The following is an 18,077-nucleotide window of genomic DNA, read 5'->3' as shown; positions in this document are numbered from 1 at the left end:
CAGACTGGATTCCCACCAACTATATATTCGGCACCGAACTGGCGCACACCTCCTGCACACATATTATAATGAGAGTGTACATAAATCAATCGACCAGCAGTAGAATTGCAGAATATTAGCACATAATTCATCAAATAATCTCCCCATCATGAGCTCGACCGTGCTATCCGCTGTGGAAATAATACCGGTGCTTCTGTCTACAATGATAGAGGCATTCTCTTCTTGTAAAATACAAAAATTGTCAAATTTTAATAGTTTCTGCATTTCAGTGCATAAACTTAATTTTTTTCATGAGTTTATGCTTACTCTTTCCATGTTGATTTCAATTGCGATATTTATGTTACTGGTTCGAATGCTTATATGCTCTCCTCTGAATATGCTACCTATTTATCAGGCAGATGCGTAGAAATAAAGATGCTTCCATTGTCCTTCTCTGAATTTTTAACATTCCATGATTTTGAAATAAGAGAAACCAAAAGTGCGTTAGGTGGCACACGCAAGCAAGCATTTGATAAAACCGGCGAACACTATGAACTCCAAGCGCTCACACTGTTCAGGCCTATGTGAATGCGCTACTGGAAGCATACTTCTTCTATGACATCAAGAGATTTGATATTAAAGGAAAGGAATTCTTACGTACTCTTGGAAAGTATTACATCGTTGATATCGGACTTAGAAACTATCTGCTTGGATTCAGGGATCGTGATAGCGGACATGCAATAGAAAATGTTGTTTACTTTGAACTGCTACGTAGAGACTATGATGTCTCTATTGGTAAAGTGGATAATTCCGAAGTGGATTTTATCGCAACAAAAGTAGATGACAAACTTTATGTTCAGGTCACAGAGTCCATGTATATCAATACACCGGTACCGGTGGCAAGGAAAAAACTATCAAACATCCGCTGTATCGACTGATTCACGATGAACCAAATCCGGAAATGCTAACATCTAATCCACAGCCTAAACCCTACCGCAATTTTCCGGCCATCCACTTTTTCTCCAATCAGACCAAAAAGTAGATATGTTTCCATATAATAAAACCGAGCTTTCCGCAAGGCTTCTCTGATGATACCAACCTTACAAAAAGCTCGGAAATACGCTACTTTTCAGTACTTGATTTTATTTTCTTGACAGCAAACAGACCGTCTCGACATACTCATCATTGTCCAAACTCGTATTTTTACCAACTTCTAAAAATCTCTTTTATGAAAATTAATTCTTACTGTTTTTCTTTACTGTACTGTGAATATTTTTAATGCTTTCCAAATATTCTTCTTCAACCGGCGATAAGTTCTGCACCTGATATTTCCGATATTCTTCTGTTGCTTTTTCAATTGCCTGTGCATGACTAATCGTTCCGGCTCCTTGCAACACTTTTTCACCTGTAGTTTTCAAAACATTATCAAGGTGTTCCACATAATCTTCCATATGCATGGGATTGTGACGCATAGCTTGAATCTCCGCAAAATCAAAATATCCCGATACAATATTATTTAGGATCTTTAACTCTTCATCATTGAGATAATTTTTGGCAATACTGATATCTTTCAATACAGGAAAATCACCAGAAAAACTTTTTAATCCCATAAAAGGCCGACTGGCGTCCGCACGCTCGTATATAACTTCTGCTGCTGTATGTCCATGTGCTGCATAGTGTAATTTATTTTGTACCATTTTAAAAAATGCAATGGATTCACTACTCTTGGGATCATAATCAACACTTGTTGCATAAAGGTCAAGTACCTGTCGGTACATCACTTTTTCAGATGAGCGAATATCCCGAATACGGTCTAATAACTCTTTCCAATAATTACCCCCACCCAGATTTTTTAGCCGTTCATCATCCATTGTAAAGCCTTTTATCATGTACTCTTTTAATCGTTCAGCAGCCCACCGACGGAAATTTGTAGCAATCTTGGATTTCACTCTATATCCAAGAGAAATAATCATATCAAGATTATAATGAATTGTATTATAGTTTTTTCCATCAGCTGCAGTTGTTCGGAATTTCCGAACAACTGACTCTTCATCCAATTCTTCCTCTTCAAAAATATGCTTGATATGCTCGCTGATATTAGATTTACTTGTCTGATACAACTCACATAATTGTGCCTGTGTAAGCCAAACGGTCTCGTCTTCAAATTTAACGTCAATTTTTGTATATCCATCTTCCGTTTGATATATGATGATTTCACTCCCAATAATATTAGGATTGTCTCTTTGATCCTCCATCTTTTACCCCTCCCTTTACCGTTCCATTAAATTCCCGATAACCTCTCTCTTAATTAAACATCTATCTTCACCTCTGTAGCAAATAGTTTCTTATTCCCTTCTCCTGGAATAAAAGATATTTTTTTACCCTTTTGAATCACTTCTATTGCACTCTCTGTCTTAGAATAAATACTTTCGGTAATGGAATATTCTTTTCCATCAGCACCAACTACATAGGCATAAAAACTTTCTGTTCCCTTTCCAACATATTTGACCGTTCCTGTAATGCGTCTAAAATCCGCATCAATAATGAGTGTCCGTGTCTCGTCAACCTGCATGCGCAACCCATTCTTGTGTGCATGATCATCCACAAGATACTGATTTTTATATTCTCTGATAATCCGATCCGTATCTGTTGCAACATCACACCCAAGCCCAAGATACAATTTCCTATCACTAATAATATAAAACTCCTCTTTGGCCCTCGTCGCCGCAACATTCATTATGTTCGCTTCGGTTACTGCCCAGCGTGCCGCTCCGCTGCTCTGCCTGTCGGCACCGAGTACAAAAAATACGATTGGAGCCTCTTTCCCCTGAAACGTATGGACAGTTCCGACATTTGTCGGTTTTCCCTGTTCATCATATCGGGTAAAGTGAATTTTCCGTAATTTCTGAGAAAGCTGATATGCCACATTGGAAAACGGTGTAATTACATAAACCACATCTTTTTCTTTTTTATCTAAGATTTTCGGATTTTTATCTATCATCTCCTTGAGCTTATGCAAAAGGAATTCTCCCTGTTCCTCGACATATTTATTGTTCGCCATTCCACCAACATCAAACCAGTCTGCTTTTCCGTACTTTTCCATTCCCTGCACCATAAATCCGTCATAGGAAATCATGTTCGAAATTGTAAACATCGGATACCGACATCTTCTATGCACCCATAGCGGAATTCCAACCCATGAATCCTCCGCCTTGTCCTGTTTTCGATAAAACCCGTACTGACTTGCCGCATCTGCTAAAATCTGTGCGGATGCAGATGCAGATAAATATTTTTCTGTCACTCCAAAATGCTCCCCCAACATATATAGGGTATTAGAATCCAACGTAAGAACCGGTTTAATCTGCAACGGATCACCGACCACCATTACATGCCTGCTGCGATAGATTGCACCGACAGCCGCCTGTGGCAGCGCCTGTCCTGCTTCATCGATAAAAAGATGCCCCAGTGTCTCAGCTCCAAGATTTTTGCACATACGCGAAAAACTGGCAAACGTAGAACTAATCACCGGAATTGTCATATTAATCCAGTTCCATGCCGCCTCAATCACATGCTTTCGATCCAAATACTTCTCCTGCTGATCCCAGACGATAATGGCCGCCTTTACATTTTTTCTGTTCTCATAAAGAAATTGTTTTCGAACACGTAATGCCATAACAAACAATTTTGACTGTGCGACACGATACGCTTCGTCAAACCACGGGTTTGATATCTGTAAATCTTCATACTCCTGATTCATATTCAGCGGTTCTGTCTTACTGTCGTTTTTTATATTTTCATATTCGCGGACTCTTTTCTCCAAATTTGAAATTTTACCTGTTTCCACCGTCTTCCAACTGTTAAACTCCTGCTTAAGCTTCTCCTGTTTTTCATTACTTTTACTCAGCCTTGTTTGCCGCAAATGAATATTTTCATTAATTTTTTTCTCCTGTTCCCTGCATTCTATATCTTCATCATTTAATTTTACTAACTGATCCGTAATCTCATTTAATCTGCTCCTATATTCCTCTTTCTTTTTCTTTCCCGCAAAGAAGCAAGGACGTTGCTCCTTGTGTACTTGAAGGCACTGGTTCATACTGTCCATATTTTTTCGGACAGCTTCTGCCCTGTTTTGTACCTCTTTCAAACTGAGATGTAACTGTTCCAACTGCTGCCCGCATTCCTGTTTATTTTCTGCAAGCTTCTTAAGTTCTACGCACAATTCATGCTCTTTCTTCTCTAATTTTTCTTGATAGCTGCCACGAACCTGTTCCATCTTTTGAGTATATTCCTGATACATCCGAACGCTATCTGCAAATTCCTGCCTTTTTGTTCGAATCGCTTTTACTTCCTCATAATGACTCAGAAATTGTTTATATATACCTTGATTCGGCAGATAATCTTCTTCCAAATATTTGTGGATATGCTTCATATTCGTGAGGATATTGCTCATATTATTCGCTTTTCCACCTTCAAGTGAAAATACTCCCCAAAACTTTTCTTCTCCCGGAACAGATTCTTTTACCAGTTCCTCTCTTTTCTTCCCGTTCTCATCTTCCAACCACTCTACCGACACCTTCGCATTCGATATCTCACAAAAATAGTCCGCTTCTTTCAGTTCATCGATTAGAAAATTGTCAATCTCCTTACTCAACGGAAGTTCGTTCACAATGTTTTGAACCGCACCATTATTCGAACTTGCAACCACGATATTATTTTCGATAATATGTTCCGGGATCTCTCCAATCGATGCATGATTAAAATAAATTGTTTTCTCTGTTCCTTTGATAAAATGGTCCGAAAGTTTCGCAATACTATACGCCTGCTGTACCACTAACTGCGCAAATATGTCCTTCAAAAGCGTCGTTTTTCCGGTTCCAGGCGGACCGTTGACACTTCTCATCTGATTGTTGTCAAAGCCGATGGATAAGTTTACCGCAACTTGCTGCATCAGAGAAAGCGCATATGTCGTATTGCTTGGAAACCTTCCCAGGGGATAATTCTTCGGCTGCAGAATTTGTTCAAACAGATGCGGATGAAAATTCACTGAATCTTTTTTGCTGTCAAGGTTCATGCGTTCCTTTTTATTTCCATACAAATAAGCATTCAAATTAACCGTTTCGATTTTTTTTGCTTTTTCCAGATCATCGATGAAAAAAGAATGCAGATTCGTCGCTTCAGTCTCGATATTTCCCAGAATCTTCATCCGGCAATTTATTATATCAACCTCATGTTGCAGGAGTTCCTTTTGCATCGCAGCATTAAACTTCGCCGAATCCCCTGCTGTCTCATCAAAATCCTGAGCAAGCTGATTTTTAAAATCTTTCTCAAATTCCCGAAACTCTTTCTCATAGGGAACTTTTTTGAATTTCCGTATGTAAGCACTTTCTGTAAAGAATGTCATATCCTCCAGAAAATTAAGATTCTTATCGAAATACAGCGCGAAACTGAACTTGTCTCCGAAACGAATATCCTCATCCGTCGATTCCAAACCATACTCTGCATGAAGTATGTCCACAACTTCCTGAAATTTAAAAATATCAAAATAGACAACGACTCCTCCTTTTTGCCGTCGATTCCATTTCTTTTTCTCAATTTTATGCAGAAACAGAGAATAGAAATCCTGTTCCTGCAAATCATTCAGAGTGAGAATAGCCTTATCATTCAAACCGATGTCTCCCTCCGATAAATGTTCCACCATTATCCATGATTCTAAAATCTTATTTTTTTCTATCATTTATGAACAAAACTCCTTCGTATCTGTTTGAACTCTCTATCTATCTTCCGATACGTATTCACGTTTCTTCAAATGTAAAATTATGTCCCACTAACCAAAACTAACAAAGGGACTTAAAGAACCAAGTCAAAGAAAAAGGATTCTTCTATTTCTACGATATCGTCATATCATCCGAAAATGTTCCAGTGCCTCCCTTATAGCCGCTTCTTTCCCTGGCGGACACTTCGGCTGTCTAGAGTTTTCCAATTTTGACAGGTCATAATTTGCCCTCTCAATAATGCCGCATTTCTGCTTCACCTGTGCGATATACAAGTTGCTAACTTTCAATCCGCTTTGCTTCAGAAACATAATCCTTGACTTCCTCATAGATCGCTTTACTCTCCGCCGCCATCAAATCAAGCTCATCCATCTCTAATTCCACATTGATATGCTTCAACTTATTTGATTTAAGTTTGGAAAGCAACACGATACTTTCCACATGCTCCGACCACGCGAACATATCATACCCCCATGCCTCTTCTGCCTTATATCCGTGTTTCGTCAGATACCGCAGGTCTCTCGCCAATGTCTCCGGATTGCAGGAGACGTAGACCACTTTTTTCGGTGAAAGGGTTACGACAGAGGACAGAAAGGCTTCATCACTGCCGGCTCTTGGCGGGTCCATGAAGACGACGTCGGCTTTTTCGCCTTTTTCGGCCATGGAGACCATGAAGGCGCCGGCGTCGTTCTGGTAGAAGGAGACGTTTTTGATTTGGTTTCGTTTGGCGTTTGTTACGGCATCGCGGACGGCGTCCGGGTTCAGTTCGACGCTGATGACTTCTCTGGCATCGCGGGATGCGATGAGGCCGATGGTTCCGATTCCGCAGTAGGCGTCCATGACGCGTTCGTTTCCGGTGAGGCCGGCCAGGGAGATGGCTTTTTCGTACAGGTTTTTCGTCTGAACCGGGTTGACCTGGTAGAAGGACTGCGGGGAGATGCGGAAGGTGCAGCCGCAGAGTTCATCCTCGATGTAACCGCGTCCGAAGAGGACAATGTCGCGTTTTCCGAGTACCATGCTGTCGGTGCGGTCGTTGACGTTCAGTACGATCGTGGTGATCTCCGGGTGGAGTTTGCGCAGGGCCTTTACGAAGTTGTTTTTTGACGGGAAGACTGGTGATACGCAGACGAGGACGACCATGATCTCGCCGGAAGCAAAGCCGGTGCGCACCATGACGTGGCGCAGGAGGCCGTAGCCGCTGTCCTCGTTGTAGATCATGATTTTGAAGCTCTTCAGCAGACTGCGGATATCGCGGATGATGGCATCGGCACGCTGATCCTCGAGCAGGCACTCATCGACCGGAACCACTTTGTGTGTGCCCTTTTCATAAATGCCGGATATGATCGTTCCGTCTTTTTTGCGTGCAAAGGCGGAATTGACTTTATTCCGGTAATGATAAGGATTTTCCATGCCAACCATGCCTTTGACCGGGACGATGCCCTTCAGAGTCTTCTTCAGGAACTGCTCTTTTTTCGCGAGCTGCTCTTCGTAGGAGAGGTTCAGATATGTGCATCCGCCGCATTTTTTCTGATAAGGACATTTCGACGATGATGAACTCTTTTTCTGCTTTCCTTTTTCCGGTGCCACGCTCTTTGTTTTCTCGATACGAACAGCTTTCTTTTTATTTTCCCTGTCGAAATACGTCTTTTTTCTTCCGTCAGATCTTTTATTCTTCTCTCTCGTGTTTTCCACTTTCTCTTACCTTCTTCCTCTATTTCGCAAACCCGCGCAGCAGCGCGATCTCTTTTGCATATCCGTCCAGCTCATTCGGTGTTTCCAGATAGAACGGCAGTCCCGCCAGCGCCGGATGTGTCACAATCCGCTCAAATGCCGCAAGTCCCAGCGATCCCTCGCCGATCTTCTCATGGCGGTCCTTATGGCTCTCAAACGGATTCTTGCTGTCGTTCAGATGAACCGCTTTCAGCTTCGAAAGTCCTACCACGCGGTCGAACCCCTCAAGCACATCATCGAGGTGATCCACAATATCGTATCCCGCATCGTACACATGGCACGTATCTAGGCAGACACCCATGTGGTCTTTTAATTCCACGCGCTCCAGAATCGCCGCCAGCTCCTCAAACGAGCGGCCGACTTCGGTTCCTTTTCCTGCCATCGTCTCGAGCAGCACCGTGGTCGTCTGCTCCGGTTTTAAAATTTCATTCAGCATCTCCGAAATCAGACGGATTCCCTCTTCCGCCCCCTGTCCGGTATGGCTGCCCGGGTGGAAATTGTAGCAGTTTCCCGGCGTATACTCCATCCGTTTCAGATCATCCGCCATCGTCATCCATGCAAACTCTCTCGTGTGCGCATCCTTCGAGCACGGATTCAGCGTGTACGGCGCATGTGCCAAAATGCGCCCGATTCCATGCTCCTTACTGTAAGAAAGAAACGCTGCGACATCCGCCTCGTCGATGGCTTTCGCCTTGCTTCCTCTCGGGTTTCTTGTAAAAAACTGAAAGGTATTCGCCCCGATGGACACCGCCTCTTTTCCCATGGCAAGATATCCTTTGGACGATGATAAATGACATCCTATTGTCAGCATAACTTCTATTCTCCTTTATTTCCAAACCACAACTCACCGATTCTCTGCGAGCCGCATTACTTAAAGCACAATTTTCCGGTACGGAATTCCCATCTCCGAGAGTGCTTCCTCCTCCCGCTTCTGACACGTAAAGAGCAGCACCTGCGTCCGGTTTTCCGCCAGCCACTTCAAAGTTTCTTTCAGCCGGTTTTCATCGTAAAACGCAAACGATTCATCGAGAATCACCGGCAGCTCCTCCTCGCCGCAGAGCACATCCATCGCCGCCATGCGGAGCGCAAAGTACGCCTGCTCGATCGTGCCGCGGCTGACCTGTTCAAGCGGCACATATTCGTCTGCGGTGTGAAGGCCGATCCGCAGATTCTCATCCATATTCACCTGCAGATAGCGGCCATTCGTCAGCGATGACAGCGTTTTTGACATCTGCTGTTTTAAGCGGTCGCCGATCCGGCTCTGCATCTGTACGGAGAGACTCTGGATCGTCTCCCCCGCCAGGGAAAGCGCATCGAGTTCTTCCTGCAGATGATCTTTTTCCGTCATGGAAATGCAGAGCTCTTCGTATTCACTCTGCAAGTTCGACAGCACCGTCTGTTTCTGTCCCAGCTCCTGCTTCAGGCGGTCCACATTCCACTGCTGGCGGCGGATCGCCTGCTCCTCCGGCTCCGTCACGACCTGCTCGACCTCCGTTTTCCGGTGACGGAACAGACTGTACGCCAGATACAAGAGCGCCGCAATCGCAAGCCCGAGTCCCGTTCTCGTCAGCAGCGAATCAATATGGAAGAACTGCAGAATGCATAAGAACAAGAGAAATCCAGCCAGCGCCACGCACGCGGCACCCCATTTGCGGCTCTTCCGAGATTCTTTTTTCATTTTCCGCACCCGTTCGATCGGCACATCCTTCTGATAAATATCCCGCTTCATCTGCTCTTTCGCCTGCTGCAGATTCTCCTCGCTCTGACGGCACTCCTCCGTAAAAACGGAAATTTTCGTCTCAAGTTCTTCCTTCCGTTTTTCCAGTCCCGCCAGCGTCTTTTTCTGTTCCTGCTCCAGGCGCTTTCTCTTCTGCTTCAGCAGATCCAGCGCCGCCGCCACATCGAGCTCTCCATCGCTGCTCCCCTGGTAATTTGCCATATAGTTCCGCAGCTCATCCGCAAGCCCTTCCTCGGTTCTTCCTTTTAACTGCCCGATCGAAGCCGTATTATCATACACAATCTCACTGACACCGCCGAGCAGCATGGAAAGATCGCCGTCCTCCACGGAGAGCACCTCGCCGTCCGTCAGGCACACCAGCTTTGCATTGGCGTTCTGCCGCCCGAAATTCCGTGTCAGACGGAACCGTTTGCCGCCGCTTTCAAGCACCATCTCTCCCGCATAGTATGCCGGATTTTCCCATGGCTCATAACGACTGTAGACATCATTTTTTGCCGCCCGCCCCCGGCCGCGTGTCATGCCGAACAGCATGCTGCGGATGAAGGTATGGACGGTCGATTTTCCGCTCTCATTTTCCCCGCTGATGAGCTGAATCCCATCGGAAAATTCCAGTGTGCGGTTCTGCATTTTTCCAAAATTGCGGATTTCCAGTTTTTCTATTTTCATCTTCTATACCTCCCGCAATCTTTTTTTCAGCCGTTCCTGCGTGCCGCCAGCAGCGCCTCGAGACCATAGTCGAGCGCCTTCTGTGACTGCGCATCCGTCTTTGTTTCAAATGCTTCAATATAGGCGCTGATCAGACTAGCGCCATACGTTTTCTTCAGCTGTTCCAGATCGTACGCCGGACGTGTTTCATCCTCCACGGAGATGACTCTGCCGCAGTCCAGCAGCCGTTTCGGAGAAAATTCCAGCTCGGCGGCACGGTGTCCCACAAGTTTCAGGCGGATGATTTTTCGGATCTTCCCATCCTCCCGCAGCGCCAGCTCCTGTTTCAGCTTCGTCTCCAGCGCATACTGTGTCAGATCCTCCGTCACGTTCAACACCAGATCTTCGTACTCATATCTGGCAAACGGCACAAACTGAATCCGCGTGCCGTGCTCGTCCACCGTTCCGCGGATGTAGCCGTGCGGCCCCAACTGCGTCTCATCCGTCGGTTCGAGTGCGCCTGCGTATGCCATTTTGTCGGGAATAAGAATCCCCGGCTTATGAATGTGCCCGCACGCAATATAATCAAACCCAGCCTGCGCCATGCGGCCCGGATTCCACGGCATGTGGCGGGCATCGCCGCCGTGCGCGAGCAGCAGATGATATTTCATTTTTCCCTCCGGCCGCACGCCGTCCAGCCGGTTTTCCAGAATCTCTTTTTTGTCGTAACTGCATCCGTACACCGCCGTCTTCTTCTCCGGGACTTCAACACACTCCGGCTCCGGCGACAGGAGCATTACCACGTTGTCTGCCCAGTCGAAACCGCGGTAAAAGCTCTCCCGCTTCACATAATCGTGGTTTCCGGCAATCAGCACGACGATCGTCTCCGGGATGGACGCAAAAAGATCGTTGATCTCTTTCAGTTCCCGCAGAAGCGGCTGGCGCTGAAACAGATCCCCGGCGATCAGCAGAAAATCCGGCTTTTCCCGTCCGACGAGGCGGATGATCCGCCGAAAACTCTCCCAGATGGATTCCCCGCGCTCCTCGCTCCAGGGAAATCCCGCATCCGGCTGCATGCCAAGATGCACGTCCGCAATATGAATAAACCGCATAGGCGCATACCCCTTTCTGGATTCATTTTCTCCATTACTGCAATACGGACGTCAGGCGCACCAAATCCACATTGGATTCCACTGCACCCGGCATCCGTATTTTTTAAGTTTCTATATCACTTTTCGTAATTACAGCTCACAGTTGTTTACTGTTCTCGGGAACGGGATGACGTCGCGGATATTACCCATTCCGGTCAGATACATGACGCATCTTTCAAATCCCAGTCCGAATCCTGCATGGTGGGTAGAACCATATTTTCTGAGGTCCAGATAGAATCCGTAATCTTCCTCAGCAAGTCCCAGCTCTTTCATACGGCCAAGCAGTTTCTCGTAGTCGTCCTCACGCTGACTTCCGCCGATGATCTCTCCGATGCCAGGAACCAGACAGTCCATAGCGGCAACGGTCTTGTTGTCATCGTTCAGCTTCATGTAGAACGCTTTGATCTCCTTCGGATAATCGGTAACGAAAACCGGTCTCTTGAAGATCTGCTCGGTCAGATAACGCTCATGCTCGGTCTGCAGATCGCATCCCCAGTATACTTTGTAATCGAATTTGTCGTTGTTTTTCTCCAGAAGCTCGATAGCCTCGGTGTAGGTTACACGGCCGAACTCAGAATTTACGACATGGTTCAGACGCTCGATCAGTCCCTTGTCCACGAAACTGTTGAAGAACTGCATTTCTTCCGGTGCATGCTCCATAACGTAGCGGATGACATATTTCAGCATTGCCTCAGCAAGCTCCATATCGTCCTCCAGATCAGCGAATGCGATTTCCGGCTCGATCATCCAGAACTCTGCTGCATGGCGGGTGGTGTTGGAATTTTCTGCACGGAAGGTCGGTCCGAAGGTGTAGATATTGCGGAATGCCTGTGCAAAGGTCTCGCCGTTTAACTGTCCGCTTACGGTAAGGCTTGTCTTTTTTCCGAAGAAGTCCTGTGTGAAATCAACAGCGCCGTCCTCGGTTTTCGGAATATTGTCAAGATCCATGGTGGTTACCTGGAACATCTCGCCGGCTCCCTCGCAGTCGCTTCCGGTGATCAGCGGGGTGTTGACATAAACGAAGTCTCTCTCCTGGAAGAACTGATGGATCGCATAGGCGCAGAGGGAACGAACACGGAATACTGCCTGGAAGGTGTTGGTTCTCGGACGCAGATGGGAAATGGTACGAAGGTATTCCATGGAGTGGCGTTTTTTCTGCAGCGGGTAATCCGGTGCGGAAACGCCCTCTACGGTAACTTCTGTCGCCTGAATCTCAAACGGCTGTTTTGCCTGCGGGGTAGCAACGAGAGTACCTTTTACGATGATGGCTGCGCCGACGTTCATTTTGGAAATCTCAGCGAAGTTTTCCATCTCATCGTGGTATACGATCTGCAGGGTTTCGAAATAGCTTCCGTCGTGCAGAACGATGAAACCAAAGGTTTTGGAATCACGTACGCTGCGCACCCAGCCGCCTACGGTTACTTCTTTGTCCAGGTATGCTTCCCGGTTTTTATAAATCTCTCGGATGGTTGTAAGTTTCATTGTCTTTTTTCTCCCTAAATATTCATAGTGCTTTCTTTATTCTAGCACTTTTTGCGTCATTAGAAAACCCCGCAAATCACTCGATCTTTACTTTTTTAATATAACTGATGAAGACATTGCCGTTCTGTGCGAACAATGCATCGCTGTCATCGTCAGAAAGTGCAGTTGTCTCGCCCGTTGCCGGGTTATACAGCCAGGAATTTCCAAAAATATCGTATCCGGTCAGAAGCAGACTCTCGTTCGCGCCGGTCTTTACAACAACGCCGTAGCCGCTGCTGATCATGTAGAGAATTTCTTCTCTTGTGCAGCCCGTCAGGTTCAGCAGTTCGTAATCATCACCGAGTGACTCCTTCAGCACGTTTTCGTCCAGAGATGCACTCTGGAATCCCGACGGCATCGTTGTCTCGTCGAGGCGCATGCCCTGCTGGCGGTTTCCGCGCTCCCACACATAGGACTGGCTGCTGTTCAGCACAACGCCGACATTCTCATCGGCAAGCTGTACGGCCTCGGCCGGGGAGCTTAAAATAGCGATCAGTTTTCCTTTTCCATATACATAGTAAAGATCTGCGCTGCCCGTGTCGTACGACATCGTAAGATCGGTCCGTAAGGTTGAATAGATATATTTCGGTGTCAGTGTCAGAAGCGACTGTGTTTTGCCGCTCGTCGAGAATTCCAGAAGGAACTGCTGCTCTCTTCTGTCGTCCACCGTTGCCAGGCGGCCCGTCACCAGTTCCTGGCTCTGCTGCTCGCCGTTCATGATGTGATCCTCCGGCGCATCCGCATAGCCGTTTTCCTGGCGTACCACGCGGTCCAGCTCCAGAAGGCCGTCCGAAATCGACACACCTGTCACATAATAGCCGTCCTGGTGATACTCTTTTTTCACGTTTCCGTCGATGCTGACAATCCGCACCGTATGCATAGCGAAAACTTCATTGCCGGAAATATCTTTTAAAATATCGCTGTCGTTTGCCATACCATAGACAAAGTCTTCATTGATAAAGCCAAGTGCCCGGATCTTCTGTCCGTCATCCGCCGCAAAGCGCTGCGTTTCCCCGCTCTCCAGATTCATCACGGTGATGTTCATCGCACTGCTTGCATTGTCCGCATCCATCCACGCGATGCTCTCCTGGCTTTCCGATACTACAAAGCAGTCCTCCGGGATACTTTCCCGGACCACCGTCGTCGTGCCGGTTTCAATATCTACCTTACACAGGTTCTCATTCAGATAGAGATACATCTCTCTCTGCTTGTTGACGTAGGAGAGGCGGTCGAGCTGTTTTTTCAGCATCTCGTAGGAAATATCCGCCGGAACGAAAATCTCCTCGGTTGCCACATTCCGCTCGGCGCGATAATAGTAAACGGCTGCTCCCACTTCACCCTCGTGGTTTCCGCGGTTCATATAGCCATAAACAACAAACGTCACATCGCCCGCATCATCCACACGTACAATGTTGACATCATGCTCTCCGTGCTGTTCCCGGTCATCCATGCTGCCGTTCTCACGGAAGCTGAAAACGCGGATCGTCTTGTTGGCGCTGCGGTTGTAGCACCAGAGATCACCGTTTACTACAAATGCGACAATATCACCTGCCGTATTCGTCACATACTTGGTATCCTCGCCGGTCACACCGAGGTTAATGCCGGATTTCGTCAGAACACCAAGCTCCGGATCAAAGATCTGCTGTGCGCTCCGCTCGAAGTCCAGCAGAATAATCTCTCCGTCGGACTCTCGCATCCGGTAGAACTCGCTTACGGTATAATACTCCGTCTGTCCGTTCTCATCCTGCGCACTGATCATGTACTCCTGTGTGATGCTGGTCGTCGTCTCATTCGCTTCTTTGATCTGCTGCACCGGCTGCTGTACGATCGTCGGTGCGAGGCTTCCCCAGGAAATCTGGTCGAGGCTGGAATGAATGTTGACATTGAGGAACGAAGAATTATCCCCCGTCTCATCCGGCTCAAGCTGCGGAACGAGCGCTTCCGCCTGCGTTTTATCCAGGCATGTCTGCGCAAACATCTGCGTGTAGGCCAGATAATCGCCGACCTCCACGCCGTTGCGCTGTACAATGCGGGTGTAATACCAGGCAGACTGGCCGTTTCCGTAGGCAACCTCGAGCTTCAGCGTATATTCCTGATTCATCAGAATCGCGGTCTCTAACTGGAAGTCTGCTTTCAGATAGCTTCCGTCCTCGTCAAACGATTTCAGCACCGAGTTTTCAATCAGCGCTCCGCCGTCTGTGCTTTCCACCGTATAGGTCACGTTTTTAATTTTCTGTCCCTTCGCATCAATTTCCAGCGTAAGCGAACGGTCCGTCGGCAGCGGTGTCAGGTTTTCTCTTGTCGTTACGCCGTTCATCTCCTGGAGGTATCCGTACATGCGGTTCACTGTCGTGTCCGCGGTCTTCATGTACAGCACCGGAAGACTCGCTGCGTCCAGATCGGTCGCATTCTCCGTCGTCTCGTGGCTCATCAGGTGTGTGAACACACCGACTGATGCGGCAAAAACAAGAAAAAGGATCAGAATCCTTGCTGCTCTTTTATTCATCACGGCTCCTCCTTTTCTGTGAGGAGGTCTGCCAGTGTCGGCTTCACATGGTACGCTTCCATGCACGCTTTCAGTTCTTCCGGCAGTTTTTTCGAGCCTTCCTGGCGTTTTACCGCGCGAATCAGAAGGTTCTTCGGCGTGTGCTCCATGTCGATGAATTCGAGAATCTGTGTCTCATAGCCTGCATTCTCCAGAAGCTTTGCCCGGATTCCGTCGGTCAGAAGCGCCGCCATGCGCTCTTTTAAGATGCCGTAATCCATGATCGGATACAGTTCTTTGTTTGCAATCTGGCGGTTCAGCTCATGCTGGCAGCACGGAACGGAAAGAATAACTTTTGCATTCCATTTAACGGCCTTTTCCAGCGCATAGTCAGTCGCCGTGTCGCACGCGTGCAGCGTCACCACCATATCGACCTCGTCGCGGCCGGTATAAGAAGCGATGTCACCCTGGTAGAAATGCAGCTTTTCATAGCCATATTTCTCTGCCAGTCCGTTGCAGATTGCGATGACATCCTCTTTCAAGTCAAGTCCGATGATATTGACATCCAGTTTTTTCAGTTCGCGGAAGTAATAATACATCGCAAACGTCAGATACGATTTTCCGCAGCCGAAATCGAGAATCGTGATCTCGCGGTCCGATGGGAGCTGCGGCAGGATATCTTCGATGAACTCCAGAAAGCGGTTGATCTGGCGGAACTTGTCGTAGCGGGTCCGCACGATTTTGCCTTCTTTTGTCATAACACCGAGATCCTGTAAAAAAGGAACCGGAATTCCTTCTTCCAGAATATACCGTTTCTTCCGGTTGTGCGCCAGATTGACGGGTTTGCCGGTTCCTTTCATATGCGGTTTCTTTTTGATCGTCATCGTTCCCTTTTTGCTGACCAGAACGGATGCTGTGCAGGTGTCGGATTCGAGCTGCATCTGCTTGAAGGTTCCGTTCATCCAGTCGCTGATCCGGGTGATCACGTTGTCTTTTGTCATATTTTTATGAAACTCCTTCGTGCCGACGGTCTCCTGGCACTGAAAGAGCAGTTTTCCTTTTATTTCAACCGGGCGTATTCTCACTTTGGACACTTCACTGTCCCCTCTTGGGCCGCTGATCGTGATACGGTACAGCCCTTCCCGGATTTCATCCTGTAATAATTTCTGTAATTCCATTTATACTCTCCAAACTTTCTGAATCGTTTGTAAACATGTGTAATAAAGCCCCTTACAACCCCGCTAATATTGTAATCTGTTTTCCGCAAAACCACAACAGAAAAATTATTAAAAATGTGTTACCCTCTTATTACTTTATGGCGCGGTTTAAAGCCACAGATTGTAATAATGTTTCCTCCTGCTCCGCCTCCGGAACATTTCATTATAAAAAAGAACGCCGATTAAATCGAGCAGTTCCTCTTCTGCCGTTTTCTCATCCTTCCCGCCGTTTTCCCTGCTGTACTGACGTGCGATATTCCGGCAGGTGTGCTCCATCATGAGCCGGTCCGGGAATTCGTCGTACATCATGCTGCCGCGGTAATCCATGCGGTCACACTCTGCCTCCACCAGCCGCTGCAGATCAGATGCCGTCCGGGAATAATACGACTGCATCCGCTGCCGTTCCCGCGCTTCCTGCTGCTCCTCCATACTTCTTCCCCATAAGGGCTGTGCCGCAAAAAACGGCTCCGGCCGCTCCATCGGATTTCCCTGATAGGAATTTCTTCTATTTTCATACACTCTATCCTGATTCATGCCTGTTTTATTTCCTTTTTGCTCTTCCTTATACCATATGCACATCGCCGCCATTCTGCCGTTTCCCAGATCTCAAACACAATTTCACTTGCCAAAACCGCCGTTCCGTACTAAAATACAACCTGTATCTATTTTTCCGATACATCATATAGGAGTGAATATCATGAATCTGAATATGCAAGCTTTTAACATCAACACGCTGCTTGGCGGTCTCGATAAAGTCCGGGACGTCATGGGTGTTTACCAGCAGCAGCTTCTTCTGATTGTGATTGTTTTTGCCCTGCTGAACTGTTTCTTCGGCTATGCGCTCCGCAAGCTCTGGAGCGTCATTCCCGGATTTTTTCTCGGCGCGGCCGCCGGTTATGCAGCGGGTACCTACACGAATCAGACCACGACGATCACCCTGGCGCTTGCCGTCGGTACCGGTCTTCTGACCGCAATCATTGCCTTCGTCCTCTACCGGATCGGACTTTTTCTTCTGATCTGCGGGCTCGTCGGCTTTTGCCTCTGGCATCTCGTTAATCCAAACGATATCACAGGTTATGGACTCGTCGCCCTCGTCGCTTTCGTGATCGGCCTGATCTGCGTTCCGTTCGAACGCATTTCCGTAATCCTGGTCACCTCCATCTGCGGCGCCCTCACAACGATCCGCATGGCATATTTCTTCAAGGACCTCGATCTGAACATGATGTTCTGGATTGTCTCTGCCATTCTCGCCGCAGCAGGCATGCTCTTCCAGTTTAAACCGTGGAAAGAGGCGGACTACTGGGAGGATGACGACGAAGAAGAACGCGAACACCGTGCAAAAGCGCGCGCCAGACGGAAGCGCAGATCCGGTTTCGATCCTCTTCCATCCAGAAAGAAGAAAAAGAAACGCCGCGGCTCCTCTTCCTCTTCTTCCGGCAACGCAAGAGATCCGTACCGCAGCTATCAGAAACCGTCGAACCGTACCCGTGTTTCGCAGAACACCATGTACGATTTCCGTTTTGTTCCGGAAGAACCTGACGATGACGACGATGAGAAAGATCTTCCGAAAATCATCCGCCGCCGGCCATCCGCAAAACCGGCCGCTCCGGAGGAGTTTGACGAAGAAGAAACATCCCCAAAAGCTTCCATGGGCGACACGAAGCCGTATACCTCTCCTTCCAAACCGCAGATCACCGAGGACGGCATCCCGGATGTCGATCTCTCCGCGATCCGGCAGCAGATTTCCGAAGAGGTACAGAGAATTTACGAAGACGATCAGAACTCGTAATCCGCACTGCAGCGCAGAAAACCCGGCAGGCAAAGGAACATTCCCTTGTC

General features: G+C 47.5%; 13 protein-coding genes. 3 read left to right on the top strand and 10 right to left on the bottom strand.

Features of this window, described 5'->3' with window-relative positions:
* Positions 1-360 precede the first annotated feature (360 nt).
* Positions 361-567, top strand: a complete 207-nt coding sequence (locus tag DWX26_RS17925; protein WP_416388056.1) for a hypothetical protein — start codon at positions 361-363, stop codon at positions 565-567.
* Positions 564-917 carry a DUF4143 domain-containing protein gene (locus DWX26_RS17920; RefSeq protein WP_055265580.1) on the top strand — a complete coding sequence of 118 codons (354 nt, stop codon included), beginning with the start codon at positions 564-566 and terminating at the stop codon, positions 915-917. Before DWX26_RS17925 ends, DWX26_RS17920 begins: the two co-directional genes overlap by 4 nt.
* A gap of 297 nt (positions 918-1,214) precedes the next feature.
* Here DWX26_RS17920 and DWX26_RS12485 read toward each other — a convergent pair whose 3' ends face one another.
* The 10 genes from DWX26_RS12485 to DWX26_RS12435 form a co-directional block, all read right to left on the bottom strand.
* Positions 1,215-2,234, bottom strand: coding sequence for a virulence RhuM family protein (locus DWX26_RS12485; protein ID WP_117805421.1), 1,020 nt, complete (start codon positions 2,232-2,234; stop codon positions 1,215-1,217).
* Positions 2,235-2,287: 53 nt separating this feature from the next.
* Positions 2,288-5,713, bottom strand: a complete 3,426-nt coding sequence (locus DWX26_RS12480) for an AAA domain-containing protein (RefSeq protein ID WP_118601538.1) — start codon at positions 5,711-5,713, stop codon at positions 2,288-2,290.
* 316 nt (positions 5,714-6,029) lie between these two features.
* Positions 6,030-7,442, bottom strand: a complete 1,413-nt coding sequence (rlmD, locus tag DWX26_RS12470) for a 23S rRNA (uracil(1939)-C(5))-methyltransferase RlmD (protein ID WP_118601536.1) — start codon at positions 7,440-7,442, stop codon at positions 6,030-6,032.
* 19 nt (positions 7,443-7,461) lie between these two features.
* Positions 7,462-8,292: a deoxyribonuclease IV gene (locus tag DWX26_RS12465; RefSeq protein ID WP_118601535.1), complete on the bottom strand. Its 831-nt coding sequence runs from the start codon at positions 8,290-8,292 to the stop codon at positions 7,462-7,464.
* A 60-nt stretch (positions 8,293-8,352) separates the two neighbouring features.
* Positions 8,353-9,885 carry an ATP-binding protein gene (locus tag DWX26_RS12460; RefSeq protein WP_055226662.1) on the bottom strand — a complete coding sequence of 511 codons (1,533 nt, stop codon included), beginning with the start codon at positions 9,883-9,885 and terminating at the stop codon, positions 8,353-8,355.
* Positions 9,886-9,911: 26 nt separating this feature from the next.
* Positions 9,912-10,976: a metallophosphoesterase family protein gene (locus DWX26_RS12455; RefSeq protein ID WP_118601534.1), complete on the bottom strand. Its 1,065-nt coding sequence runs from the start codon at positions 10,974-10,976 to the stop codon at positions 9,912-9,914.
* A gap of 129 nt (positions 10,977-11,105) precedes the next feature.
* A complete protein-coding gene (asnS, locus tag DWX26_RS12450) occupies positions 11,106-12,497 on the bottom strand; it encodes an asparagine--tRNA ligase (RefSeq protein WP_055265572.1) in 1,392 nt (463 codons plus the stop codon).
* A gap of 76 nt (positions 12,498-12,573) precedes the next feature.
* The gene (locus DWX26_RS12445; protein ID WP_118601533.1) at positions 12,574-15,042 is read right to left on the bottom strand and encodes a hypothetical protein; all 2,469 of its coding nucleotides are present in this window, start codon (positions 15,040-15,042) and stop codon (positions 12,574-12,576) included.
* Positions 15,042-16,199 carry a class I SAM-dependent methyltransferase gene (locus tag DWX26_RS12440; RefSeq protein ID WP_118601532.1) on the bottom strand — a complete coding sequence of 386 codons (1,158 nt, stop codon included), beginning with the start codon at positions 16,197-16,199 and terminating at the stop codon, positions 15,042-15,044. Before DWX26_RS12440 ends, DWX26_RS12445 begins: the two co-directional genes overlap by 1 nt.
* A gap of 147 nt (positions 16,200-16,346) precedes the next feature.
* The gene (locus DWX26_RS12435) at positions 16,347-16,772 is read right to left on the bottom strand and encodes a hypothetical protein (protein ID WP_117762052.1); all 426 of its coding nucleotides are present in this window, start codon (positions 16,770-16,772) and stop codon (positions 16,347-16,349) included.
* A 163-nt stretch (positions 16,773-16,935) separates the two neighbouring features.
* Here DWX26_RS12435 and DWX26_RS12430 point away from each other — a divergent pair, with 163 nt between their 5' ends.
* Entirely contained in the window at positions 16,936-18,027 is a 1,092-nt protein-coding gene (locus DWX26_RS12430) for a TM7S3/TM198-like domain-containing protein (protein WP_158555001.1), read from the top strand.
* Positions 18,028-18,077 lie beyond the last annotated feature (50 nt).

Source organism: Blautia sp. AF19-1 (assembly GCF_003479155.1).
GTDB lineage: Bacteria > Bacillota > Clostridia > Lachnospirales > Lachnospiraceae > Fusicatenibacter > Fusicatenibacter saccharivorans.
Note: the sequence above shows the minus strand (reverse complement) of the source record. Positions and strands in the feature narration are given on the sequence as shown.

Excerpts from the sequence above, each read along its gene's own strand:
- DWX26_RS12440 (WP_118601532.1), bottom strand. The coding sequence starts at position 16,199 with ATGGAATTACAGAAATTATTACAGGATGAAATCCGGGAAGGGCTGTAC.
- DWX26_RS12465 (WP_118601535.1), bottom strand. The coding sequence starts at position 8,292 with ATGCTGACAATAGGATGTCATTTATCATCGTCCAAAGGATATCTTGCC.
- DWX26_RS12430 (WP_158555001.1), top strand. The coding sequence starts at position 16,936 with ATGAATCTGAATATGCAAGCTTTTAACATCAACACGCTGCTTGGCGGT.
- asnS (WP_055265572.1), bottom strand. The coding sequence starts at position 12,497 with ATGAAACTTACAACCATCCGAGAGATTTATAAAAACCGGGAAGCATAC.
- DWX26_RS12485 (WP_117805421.1), bottom strand. The coding sequence starts at position 2,234 with ATGGAGGATCAAAGAGACAATCCTAATATTATTGGGAGTGAAATCATC.
- DWX26_RS12460 (WP_055226662.1), bottom strand. The coding sequence starts at position 9,885 with ATGAAAATAGAAAAACTGGAAATCCGCAATTTTGGAAAAATGCAGAAC.
- DWX26_RS12435 (WP_117762052.1), bottom strand. The coding sequence starts at position 16,772 with ATGAATCAGGATAGAGTGTATGAAAATAGAAGAAATTCCTATCAGGGA.
- DWX26_RS12455 (WP_118601534.1), bottom strand. The coding sequence starts at position 10,976 with ATGCGGTTTATTCATATTGCGGACGTGCATCTTGGCATGCAGCCGGAT.
- DWX26_RS17925 (WP_416388056.1), top strand. The coding sequence starts at position 361 with ATGCTCTCCTCTGAATATGCTACCTATTTATCAGGCAGATGCGTAGAA.
- DWX26_RS12445 (WP_118601533.1), bottom strand. The coding sequence starts at position 15,042 with ATGAATAAAAGAGCAGCAAGGATTCTGATCCTTTTTCTTGTTTTTGCC.
- DWX26_RS12480 (WP_118601538.1), bottom strand. The coding sequence starts at position 5,713 with ATGATAGAAAAAAATAAGATTTTAGAATCATGGATAATGGTGGAACAT.